This window comes from Leuconostoc inhae (assembly GCF_019656015.1).
GTDB classification, from domain to species: Bacteria; Bacillota; Bacilli; order Lactobacillales; family Lactobacillaceae; genus Leuconostoc; species Leuconostoc inhae_A.
Genome location: NZ_BPKW01000025.1, coordinates 1 through 11,856 on the forward strand (window position 1 = coordinate 1; position 11,856 = coordinate 11,856).

At 35.0% G+C, this 11,856-nt stretch carries 9 protein-coding genes and 1 pseudogene; 7 read left to right on the forward strand and 3 right to left on the reverse strand.

Features of this window, described 5'->3' with window-relative positions; genetic code table 11:
• Window positions 1–501 precede the first annotated feature (501 nt).
• The 5 genes and pseudogenes from K5Q14_RS09455 to K5Q14_RS09475 all read left to right on the forward strand — a co-directional run bounded on the left by K5Q14_RS09455 (window position 502) and on the right by K5Q14_RS09475 (window position 5,645).
• Window positions 502–1,350: a ParA family protein gene (locus K5Q14_RS09455; RefSeq protein ID WP_010015794.1), complete on the forward strand. Its 849-nt coding sequence runs from the start codon at window positions 502–504 to the stop codon at window positions 1,348–1,350.
• Complete coding sequence (locus K5Q14_RS09460) at window positions 1,343–1,663, forward strand: hypothetical protein (RefSeq protein ID WP_220735465.1); 321 nt, start codon at window positions 1,343–1,345, stop codon at window positions 1,661–1,663. The genes K5Q14_RS09455 and K5Q14_RS09460 overlap by 8 nt, the downstream gene beginning before the upstream one ends.
• A 540-nt stretch (window positions 1,664–2,203) precedes the next feature.
• A pseudogene (locus K5Q14_RS09465) lies at window positions 2,204–2,674 on the forward strand (IS30 family transposase); the annotation flags it as partial.
• 347 nt (window positions 2,675–3,021) lie between these two features.
• Window positions 3,022–3,900: an IS3 family transposase gene (locus K5Q14_RS09470; RefSeq protein WP_281419689.1), complete on the forward strand. Its 879-nt coding sequence runs from the start codon at window positions 3,022–3,024 to the stop codon at window positions 3,898–3,900.
• Window positions 3,901–4,094: 194 nt separating this feature from the next.
• Entirely contained in the window at window positions 4,095–5,645 is a 1,551-nt protein-coding gene (locus K5Q14_RS09475) for a lipopolysaccharide biosynthesis protein (protein ID WP_220735466.1), read from the forward strand.
• A 371-nt stretch (window positions 5,646–6,016) separates the two neighbouring features.
• Here the strand turns inward: K5Q14_RS09475 and K5Q14_RS09480 are convergent, their stop codons facing one another.
• Complete coding sequence (locus K5Q14_RS09480; protein WP_220735467.1) at window positions 6,017–7,198, reverse strand: IS110 family RNA-guided transposase; 1,182 nt, start codon at window positions 7,196–7,198, stop codon at window positions 6,017–6,019.
• Between the two features lie 303 nt (window positions 7,199–7,501).
• Between K5Q14_RS09480 and K5Q14_RS09485 the strand changes: the two genes are divergently transcribed.
• A complete protein-coding gene (locus tag K5Q14_RS09485; RefSeq protein ID WP_220735468.1) occupies window positions 7,502–8,503 on the forward strand; it encodes a stealth family protein in 1,002 nt (333 codons plus the stop codon).
• A 14-nt stretch (window positions 8,504–8,517) separates the two neighbouring features.
• Complete coding sequence (locus K5Q14_RS09490) at window positions 8,518–9,297, forward strand: MATE family efflux transporter (protein ID WP_220735469.1); 780 nt, start codon at window positions 8,518–8,520, stop codon at window positions 9,295–9,297.
• Between the two features lie 351 nt (window positions 9,298–9,648).
• On the opposite strand, the gene K5Q14_RS09495 is transcribed toward K5Q14_RS09490, so the two are convergent.
• On the reverse strand, window positions 9,649–9,930 hold the full coding sequence (locus K5Q14_RS09495; protein WP_013102150.1) for a BRCT domain-containing protein: 282 nt from the start codon (window positions 9,928–9,930) through the stop codon (window positions 9,649–9,651).
• 235 nt (window positions 9,931–10,165) lie between these two features.
• Window positions 10,166–11,401 carry a glycosyltransferase family 2 protein gene (locus tag K5Q14_RS09500; RefSeq protein ID WP_220735470.1) on the reverse strand — a complete coding sequence of 412 codons (1,236 nt, stop codon included), beginning with the start codon at window positions 11,399–11,401 and terminating at the stop codon, window positions 10,166–10,168.
• Between the last annotated feature and the right edge of the window lie 455 nt (window positions 11,402–11,856).

Here is an 11,856-nt window from a genome sequence, read left to right on the forward strand (position 1 = left end):
CTACCGAGTTGCAAGAAACACAACTACCCCCTACCTGTCATATCAACCATACCCCTTAAAGTGTTTGGCTTCACTCTATTTGAAATCACCCACATTTACAACACAAAGGTTATGTTGTATAATATAGTTACGTTAACCAAAACAAATAAGATTTACGTGGCTATCAAGAATTGGCGTTCTTGGTGGCTTTTCTTTTATTCAATTTAAAAACCTATGCCATAAATATAAATCATACAAAGCATGATGTCAACCTTTTTTAATTCATGTCCCCTTTTCCCTTTTTCTCTTTTTCTCTTAATACCTTTTTCTCTTTTTAGACATGTCCCTTTTTAGACATGTCCCTTTTTATCAACACTTATCGTTCATATAAAAGGATTTCTCTTTTTCTCTTTTTCTCTTTTTCTCTTTGTCCCCTTTTACCCTTTTCTCTTTTTCTCTTTGTACCCATTGACAACTATTTAAATAATTGTTAACATGAATAAAAAGGGGACAAGGTATATCATGGAAAAATTAATTAAGAAAAACAACAATAAAGGATTAATTATTACCGTTGGAAACTATAAAGGTGGAGCAGGTAAAACATCAAACAGTACACTAATAGGATATACTCTTGCTAAACAGGGTATAAAAGTATTAGTAGTCGATCTAGATCCACAAACCAATGCTACTAAAGCCCTTTTACTGACAAAATCTGCTCTTGAAAAAGACAATATTATGACCATAAACAAAACGATTATGTCTGGAGTTGCCAATGGATCATTAGTTGATTTGCCTGTTAACATAATGCCAAATTATGATCTACTTCCTTCATATCCTGATTTTGGAGACTTTCCAAAATATGTATACAAACATGCTAATAATGAAACAGAAGAAGTTTCTATATTAAAACCACTACTAGACGAACTACGACCAAATTATGATCTCATCATTCTTGACATTCCACCTATGAGTAGAGAAGTAACAGCAAACGCTACCGTAGCTTCTGACTATACCTTAATTTCTTTTCAAACGCAGGAGAGATCATTAACAGGAGCAGAAAACTACATCAATGATTTACTTATTTATAAAGATAAATTCAATCTTAATATTGACGTTGTTGGAATACTTCCAGTATTACAAAATAAAAAAGGCACCGTTGATAATGCTATGCTCAACATGGCTAAAGAAAGCTTTGGTGACGATCTAGTCTTCAAATCAGTCATTCCACACATGGAAAGAATTAAGCGATTTGACATCACGGGTATCACTGATAAAGACAGATTCGACAGAAAAGTCATGCAAACATACGAAATAGCAACAAATGAATTTATAGAAAAGATTAACACACTGGAGGACGCCAAACATGAGTAACTTAGAAACGCTTAGAAAACGTGGCAATTTCACACCAAAACAATCCTTTGTAGAACCTGAAAAAGAACCAAAAGTTGAAATTAATCAACCAACACAAAGTGCAGAAATTATTGAAACTGATAAATATATACCTTCACCAAACCAAAGAAAAACTTTAAAAGTTTCTCCACAAACAAAAAAAGAATTAGAGGAACTAAAACGCTACTTAAAAGTTGAATATAATTATGAAGCAATCCAATTTTTAATAGATAATTATGTCAACACTCAACTATCAGCACAAGAAAGAAATCGTTTCAAAAATAACACAGTATAGATTGGTATAGATTGTGAAAAAATCGTAAAATTGACTTTGTGAACTGTCGGAAAAGGGCAGGGGGATCAAAATTCACAAGGCTGATTTCACAACGAGTGAGAACGGTTGATATAACGGCTACTTTGGGTAAGACATGTTATGTTAACTTTAATTGGTATATATAATAAACAGAACACAGATACAAAAAAGAATGGAACAAAAATTAGTTCAAACAGAAATGCTCTTATGGTAGATTGTAAGATTTAATGGCATTTATGATAAACTATAAGAGTTGCAAGATTTATCCAAACGGTTCTATCGTTGCCACGGTAATTTGCATTCGTAAATGCGTACCTTCCAGGTATCGGCGGTGACCGGGCAAAAAATGTAAACTTTTATGCCCGTATGTGTCGTTAAACGGGATCACATATACGACATATAGAGAGCGTAAAATATCTTGTGTAAATGGTAGATTGTAAAATTAAACCGAACACTTGAATAAAAAAGCCGCAGCGTCTTTAATGGTAATTGTCCAAAACAACCATAAAGGAACTGCGACTCATGACTAGTTTATCATCTCAAGAACGTACTGTCATTCAAACTTTGCTGGAATTGAATTATTCGATTCGTGCCATTGCGCGCTTTATTAAACGCTCTCCTTCAACCGTTTCGATTGCAATTCATCAAATTACACCCTATAAAGCTGAGATTGCTCATGCGTTGGCATTGAAAAAACGTCATCTACGTGGTCGTCATGACACGCTAACACCAGCTATCGCTGTCTTTTTGAATCACCACATTGGTATATTGAAGTGGTCACCAGAAACCGCTGCGCATGTTTTAGGGTTACCTTTCAAAACGATTTATAATTGGTCCAATGCTGGTCGACTCAAACTATCATCGGCTGATTTACCTGACAAAGTTATCCGTCAAAAGCGTCAATCTGATGGTAGACGACAAGTATTTGTGCATGGTCGTTCGATTGAAACGAGACCTGAAAGTGTGAAAGCACGACAAACCTTTGGACATTGGATGTAAGCTGATTCCCGAGACAACTTTTAAGAGAGGGTATAATGAATAAATCGTCTCTCAAAATGAAGGAATTTTTACATGCCAACTCGTTACGACAAAGAATCCAAACAAAACATTATCAACCTATATAAGTAAGGCGAATCAGCTGCCCAACTGGCCAGAGAATATGGCATTGGCTATTCAACAGTTCATAAGTGGATCCAGGGCCAGGCCAAAACTCAATCCGGTAAATCGCCAGACGAAATCAAAGCGATGGAAAAGCGACTGGCTTCGCTGTCTGAGGAGAACGAAATCCTAAAAAAAGCCCTGGGCTTCCTTGCGCAGAAGTAACCAATATCTTTGATTACATTCACCAAGAAAGCCATCACCACCAGGTAACCAAGATGTGCCGAATCCTCGGTGTTTCCAGAGCTCAGTATTATCGTTATCGATCCCCCAAACCTTCAAAACGCCGGGCCGAAGATGCGGACTTGAAACAACGGATTCTGCGGATCTTTGCGGAATTTAAGCAGCGATACGGTGTTATGAAGATCCACCATGAATTGAATCTGGAACTTCAACCACTGCAGCTTCGGTGCAGTCCACGACGGATTTCCCGGCTCATGAAGGAACTGGATATCCACTCCGTTACCGTCAATAAGTGGAAAGCGGCTTCGGCTTCCAAAACCAAGGTTGAACAGCGTCCCAACTTGCTTAAGCAGGATTTCTCGACCACTGGCTTAAATCAAAAATGGACCGCTGATATGACCTATATTCAAACGAAGCGTAATGGCTGGTGTTACTTATCAACCATCATGGACCTGCACTCACGACGGATTATCGGCTATTCGTTCTCAAAAAAGATGGATACTGATTTAGTCTTAAAGACCCTTGAAAGCGCGGTTAAAAATCGAACCATTACCGGGGACCTGATTATCCATACGGATTTAGGATCACAGTATACCAGCGATGATTACAATCAACGTTTAACTGAACTACATATCCGCCACTCATACAGCCGTAAGGGTTGTCCGTATGATAATGCGCCAATGGAATCCTTTCACGCTTTCCTCAAAAAGGAATGTGTTTATCCAGTGCCGGTCTTTGAAGATTATGAAACTGCCGCTGCCGTCCTTTTTGAATATGTGCATGCTTTCTACAATAGGAAGAGAATTCATAGTTCACTGGGCTACCAGACCCCCTTACAAGTTGAAATTGCAACACTTACGAGCCAAATGGCCGCCTGATTTAATGCTTTCCAGGGTTCAAATAAGTTATTAATCGCGATTAATGATTTATTTGAGCTGTGGAAGGTAAACGCGGTTCTGAATGTCTCTTAAAATCTGTCTCAAATATTGACTTCAATCCAAATATTGCAGCTACTTGGTTAGAATAATGATAATATACCAATCACTTTTGTTGATAATTAAGGGAGTAAATTGTGAAAGCTAGTAGATCGAGGAGTACAATACTTAATTCGTCCATTTTGACATTAGTTCAAATATTTATAATTCTAGTAAAATTTATTACACAGACAATCTTTATCAAGTATTTAGGCAAAGAATTTTTAGGTTTGAACGGGCTTTTTACAAATGTGCTGAGTGTGCTTTCATTTGCTGAACTTGGTGTTGGAAGTGCGATTGTTTTTTCTCTATATGGTCCACTTGCCAAAAATGATGAGGAATCTGTTAGTGCGTTAATGAATTTGTTTAAAAAAGCATATGACGCGATCGGCATTATAATAGCCGTTGCAGGAATGGTTATGATTCCAATTCTGCCTGTGCTCATCAAAGATTATAGCTCACTAAATAGCGTAACTTATTATTTTGTGTTGTATTTGACTAATTCAGTTGTTAGCTATTTTTTCACGTATAAAAGGTCGCTTCTGATTGCTGATCAAAAAGAATACATAAGTGCGCTTAATCAGCTGAAATATACTGCAGTGCAAGTTGTATTACAAGTAACTGTTCTATTTCTTTTTCATTCATATGCATATTATTTATGGGTTGCAATTATTTGTACAGTATTATCAAATTTTACAATATCACGTAAAGTAGACAGGCTTTATCCATATCTTAATAAAAATAAGAATTTGAAGGTCAATCGTAACGAAATTCATCATTTGCGAAATAACATTGCAGGTATGGTTGGTTCTAAAATTGGTAGTATTGTGGTGCGTTCAACTGATAATTTGTTACTTTCGGCCTTTATGGGCATCACAGTAGTTGGAATATATTCTAATTATTTGCTGATTGTAATGAGTATCAGTAATATTCTGTCAAAGCTGATTAGCTCGGTGACAGCTAGTGTGGGTAATTTAATTGTTGAGAATAATCAGAAAAAGGCTCTTCAAGTATATTCAGCCCATTTTATGATTAACTTTTTTATTGTTTCTATTTCAGCGGGGTGTCTCTATGTGTCACTCAATCCATTTATTAAATTTTGGGCTGGGAAGAGTTACGTTTTGTCGTTACCTGTTGTTGTTATCGTTGTTCTCAATTATTTTTTTGATCAATTGCGACAAAGTTCAATCACTTTTATTAGTGCTTATGGATTATTTGTTCCAAATGGTAAGAAGTCGGTGATTGAGGCTATTTTAAATTTTGTATTATCATTGTCATTATTATTAGTTTTTCATCTTGGGATTCGAGGGGTTCTATTAGGAACCATTTTGACAAACTTATTCCTGAATTCTTGGTGGGAACCTTTATTGCTCTTTCGACTCGGATTTGGATTCAAAAAAAAGTATTTGCGATTCTATATTTTTAATTATGCGTTGAATAGCGTATTTGTGATACTTGTTGTTTTTGTGATTTCAAAGACTATTTTGTATTTAGATCAATTTATGTTTCAATCTAATTTATTTATTGCTTTTTTGAATTCATTGATAATGATTTTTTTTATGGTAGTATTTTTTAGTGTTTTTTATTCGAAAACTACTGGGTATAAATATATTGTTTTATTTTTAAAAAAAATATTTAGAAATAATTGAGCGCTTCTTTTTGGTTTAGACTGGACTAAACAATTATCTTAGTAAGATAAGTGTTTTTATTCAATAAAAAAGTTAATTCAAATATTTATAAATAGTGACTGCTTAAGAATTCTATAATTCAGGCAGTTAAGCTAATATGGTAGATTGCAAATTTAATCCGAATTTTTGGACAAATTTGTCAGCATAACCTGATACGGTGTTTGCCAGTTGAGTGTTTTCATTGGATCAATGCGAGACCAATGAAAACACTCAACTGGCAATCACCACGAAAGGTTTTTCAGCAGTTTGCAGTGTTCGGTTAATTCTTGCAATCTACCATTACTATTTTAAAACGTTCCCATGGTTTGTTAATTAAGAGGTGAAATTATGAGTTATATGAGCTTAGATTCGTCATAGTATTGATGATGTTTTAACAGGTAATAGATGATACGCACCAGTTTTTTAGCGACATGAGTCATGACAACATAATAGTGCTTGCCCTCGTCAAGTTTCTTTTGACGGTATTGACGTAAAGTCGGCGACCAATGAGAAGCATATTCAGCTGCTTGGCACAACGCCCAACGCAATGATGTCGAACCACGTTTAACTATTTTACCCGTGGCATTCATCTGGCCAGATTGATAAACAGAAGGTTCTAAGCCGGCAAAAGCTAATAGCTGATCAGGTGACTGAAAATTATTAATGTGATTGATTTCGGCTAGAATAACGCTACCCAAACGATTAGAAATACCAGTAATGGAAGTGACAATAGCTGCTTCGTCTAAGCTGTTCATTATTTGTGCAATCTCTTGGTCGATGGCATTGATTTGTTCATCATATAAACGAATCACGGATATGGTCTGAACAAGTTCTAACGCGTTAGCTGGTGAGGACAACCCAATAGATTGTTTGGCTAGAACTTTAAGTTGCTGAGCCATATCAAGTCGATTGCCATGATTATGCAATAGCTTAACAAGCGCATTAGTATGAGCGCGACTCAATTTAGCAGGTGAAGGATATTTTGTTAACAAATCATAGACATACTGATAGTGTAAATTTGTTTTGCCAATGAAACCAGCTAGTTCAGGGAACAAGATATCGAGTAGACGAATGTATTGCGTCTTGAGCTTAGAACGACTATCAGTTAACCGATTGCGATGATGCGTTAAAAACTTGAGTTCTTGCATGTTGAAATTGGGCTTAAAACGATCCGATGATAAATCAGTAGCTAACTTTTTAGCGATTGTTAGTGCATCAGCTTTATCCGTTTTTGTCTTACGAAGAGTCAATGTTCTAGCAAATTCTTTAATCAAAAATGGATTATAAGCGAAAGTGGGATAAGCATTGGCTTGCAGGAATAAGAGCAAATTCAAATGGTAATGGCCAGTGGATTCCATTGCGATGCGGATATCATCGTTAGTATCGGCTGATAACTGAATCAAAGATTGGTGCAGTGTTGCAAAACCTTGACGACTATTAAGAATACGGAGATGCCGTAAGACAACCAGACCATTGTCGTCAAGAACAGCGACATCATGATGTGATTTAGCGACATCAATACCAACGAAAAGCATAAAAGAATCCTCCTAGGGAATAAAGTAATCGATGATGCGACATGATAAACACGGGCTAATTGCCAATGTAACCTTACGCGAAATAAACAGTCAAAATTCAAAGCAGAACCAAGCCGTATCAAACTTATTACCAATACGACAAAAAACCGTGATTAGAGCCTTTCTGAACCAGTCACCGATGGTAAAGGTGCTGTTGGAAAATAAAAACTAATTCACGGCGCATCATCCATCTAAGTATAAATTTTATACTCAGAGCATGTAGGAGCTACCTACGAATAATAATATAAGGATAAATAATTGATTATGCCTAAAATTGACTTTGTGATTCCTTGGGTCAACTCTGAAGACCTGCAGTGGCAGAAAAAGAAGCAATCTTTGTCTGCCACTGGGCTTGAAGAGATACCCTCTAGTAACGGTGCAGAAAGATTTCGTGATTACGGAACACTCAAATATCTTATTCGATCAATTGAAAAGTATGCAAACTGGGTTCATCGTGTTTACATCATTACTGATGCGCAGGCTCCAGATTGGCTAAACAAATCGGCACTAAAACAGAGCAAATTTCGAATAATCGACCATCAAGATATTATTCAGGGGAGGGACCTGCCCTGCTTCAATTCGAATGCGATTGAGTTGAGTGCCATTAATATTCCAAATTTAGCAGAACAATTTGTTGTTTTCAATGATGATTTCTTGATCAATAGTAAAACCACGCCCGATGATTTTTTTAAAAATGGATTGCCGAGGGACTTTAGAATCTACACGGAGTTAAGGCCCTCTTCAGACTATGATAGTATTCTATTTAACAACAGTTTAGCAATTAATAACTGGCTGGAAAGAAAATGGCATTCTAAGAAGGGACTATTTCATTGTGCTTATGGTCTCCGAAACATCAAAAATTTTTACCACAGTTTTTTTTCAAAAGATCACTGGGTTTCGAGCTACTCCTTTCCGCATAATGCCCAAGGATTTCTGAAGTCGACTTTTTCAGAGGCGGAGAATATTTGGGCAGAAGATTTTGCAGCCACTCGCGCAAATCATTTTCGTACACCTCAAGATATTAGCATATTGCTCATCCGTAATTATCAGCTTGAAATCGGCTGTTTTGAGGTGCGACGACCGGGGTTTAGCCAATATTATACTTTGAACAATATTGATGAAATTGAGAGGGAATTGTTAGAACATATCCACCCTTTGATTTGTTTAAACGATGCGGATACTCACAATTATGCTGCAGTTACTGAACGACTAAATAGGCTTCTGAGTCAAGCTTATCCTGATCCAGCAGATATTGAACTGAAATAAGACAGGAGTTCCGAATGAATAATGGACGGGCAAGAAATGCGATAGTCAACTCAAGTATCCTAGCATCAGTACAATTAGTGACAGTAATTTTGAGATTCGTAAACCAAACAATTTTTATTCAAACGCTTGGTAAACAATTTTTGGGTCTAAATGCCCTTTTTTCGAATATCTTAAGCTTCTTAGCATTCGCTGAACTTGGTATTGGAACGTCCATTGTTTACTCAATTTATAAACCGTTAGCCGATGGTGATGAACGTGAAGTCTCTGCATTGATGAACTTTATTCGAAAAGCTTATATTGCTATCGGCATTGTGATTGGATTGACGGGGTTAATTCTTCTTCCCTTTCTCCCGGCCTTCATTAAAAATAGTGCTACTATTGATCACATCCAAATTTATTTTGTGCTTTACTTGGCTAACTCTGTCATTAGTTATTTTTTCACGTACAAACGCTCTATTTTGATAGCCGATCAACATGAGTACATTAGTGCACTCAATCAGTTTTTGTTTCTAATTATTCAAACCATTGTCCAAATCCTTGTATTGTTTGTTTTGCATGATTATGCAATCTATTTAATTGTTGCATTTTTTGCTACATTAGGATCCAATATCTCCATTTCCAAATCAGTAGATCGAAGTTATCCGTACTTACAGAAGAATCTCAATGCTCGAATAACAAAAGAAGATCGTAAAAAGATTGGTAAAAACATTGTAGGCATGGTGGGTTCCAAAATTGGTAACATTGTTGTATGCTCAGAAGTCAATAAATTGGACTATTTTTGTTCAGTTAATTAGGCGACATTTGAGATACGATTGGGATTATAAAAATTGATATACCAACCAATGGCTGCTTGGACTTCTGAGCAACCCAGACTGATGTCGACTATTTAGTGAAACCAAAACAATTTTAATCCAAATAACATAGTATTAGTATTTTCAGAGATATCTTTTGAATCAAAGCCCTTTCAATCCCTTTAAAAGCCGCTTTAAGGCATAATAACTTTGCATAGTCTATTGATACACAAAATCTTAAAAAGCGCCTCAAATCGTTAACCAGCAACCATTAATTACTAAAGTACGTAAAAAAAACAGCCTTTCTGTTCAAAAAAAGAACGAAAGGCTGTTTTTAATCCAAATCACACGTGACTAAAAAGAATTTTTCTGTTGTAAGCGCCAAATACACCACTTTAAAAATTCGCTTTCATTCAAAATTTCAACGCTGTGCGTCTCAGCATACTTAATTTTTTTGGTGGTTAATATTTCGAACATGGACTGCTCTATTTGACCAGCAATCACATACTTTATTTTTTGATTCATGTTAGTTTGAGGAAACGCCCCTAACATCGCTGCCAATTGTTGGGCTTGTAGTCGTGTCAAACTGTTAAGTTTACCAGTAAAGATAATCGGTTGTTGCGATAAATCTTTCATGCCAACACTTCCCCACTAAAAATGACTATAAACACTGATTCCTGATTATAAAAAAATGCAATTTAAAGTCTGAATAGATTATGCCAAATCACGTGGAGAACAGACTGGTCAGTTTTAAAAGGTAGCCTAATCATCCTGGTTTATTGTATCGAATATAGGTTAAGACGCTTTTTATGTCATCACAATATATAAATATGGTAGATTGTAAAATTAAGATTCATCATCTCAATTTGCTTTATTGTTCTATACTCTTCTTAAGTCTTCTTACTGCTCGTCCGATCATTTTTTTTGCTTGAATTAAGGGAGATGACGGAAATTTATAATAGATCAATCTTATTAGCAACTTATCACCCTTTTTTAAATAACCCATTTTATCTAATTCTATTGTTTCAAACAAAGCTCTCTCTATTTGTTTTCGTTGTTCTTTTGTGGGATTTTTGCTGAGTAATTCCAGTATTGTTTGTGCAAATCTGCGTTGAAATGCTTTATCTAACTCAATGCTATCAGCATAAAGCTCTTTCATACCCAAGACAACACCTATTGCCTTTAAATCACTATCTTCCAAATTTTTTCTGGCTGTACTGTTTTTTCTCTGCAAATAATGATACTTTGCTTTTCCTGTATAAACAATTTTTTCCGCTTTATTAAACACATAGTTACCCATTAAAGCATCTTCCATTAAATTAAAAGAAGTATCTAATTTTAATCCATCAAATAAACTTCTTTTATAAAGTTTATCCCATAGGGCAATCCCAAAATGAAAACCACCAATATACTCAAATATCATTTCATTACCTGTTTTGATAAAAAAAGTATTTTGACAGCTAGGTATTATTTCGAATCCATTTGGAAATAATATTATCGCTCTTAGAATTGAAATATCTGATTTTGTATCTCTCATATTTTTTTCTAACATTTCATACATATCATAATCTATAAAATCATCTGAATCAACGAATCCTATTAGCTCTCCAGTTGCTTTACTCAATCCAAAACTCCTCGCTTCAGATTGTCCTTGATTGGCAGTTTTAAAATAAATAAATCTTTTATCATTCTCTATAATTCTTACTATTTTATCTTCTGTTGTATCCACTGAACCATCATTTATTAAAATAATTTCTAAATTTTTATATGTTTGCTTTTGCAATGAAATTAAACACTTTTCAATTGTGTTTTCACTATTATAAACAGGAACAATAACTGATATCTTCATCATATAATTTATTTTCTCCAACAGATTACTCTCTGATTTCTGCACTCTTGATTGCCTCAATATATTGATTTGCTTCAATTCATTTATTGCATCTAAAATATTTTCAACAGTCGTTTTTTCAATAAAACGAATATAATTCGCATTATTCAACCAATGTTTGTATGTTTCTTCAATTTTATGATTATCATTAGCCAAAACAATACATGGTGTGCCTGTGATGTATAAAAAAATCATACCATGTAATTTATCTGTTAACACAACTTCATACCTAAATTTAGTAAGTATTTTCCTAAATACCCAAGGCAATTTTCGTTCAGTAAACTTGATTGTTTCTAATGGTACAGATAGTTCAAAAAAAGAATCCGTCTATGCCATAGATAAAATAGAAACTTCAAATTTTGAAGATAGGGTACTGGTTACAACTGACGTAACTTTCTGAAACCCTTCCATCTCCATATCTTTTACAATAAATTCTATCTTTTTCATACTTTATCTTAACAGTTCTCATATTGTCATGGCTAAATAATATACAGCAATATACCTGAATAACTTTCACTAACCTGTATATAATAGGCAAGGTACAGGTAATAATCTGAATCTATACAATTTTTTCTTTAGATTTTAAGTCAGTAATAGTGCTCGTATACTGAAAATCCGGACCGCTTTATTTCTAGGGCATAATCCGAGATAATCAAGTATAGGAGTTTTTTATA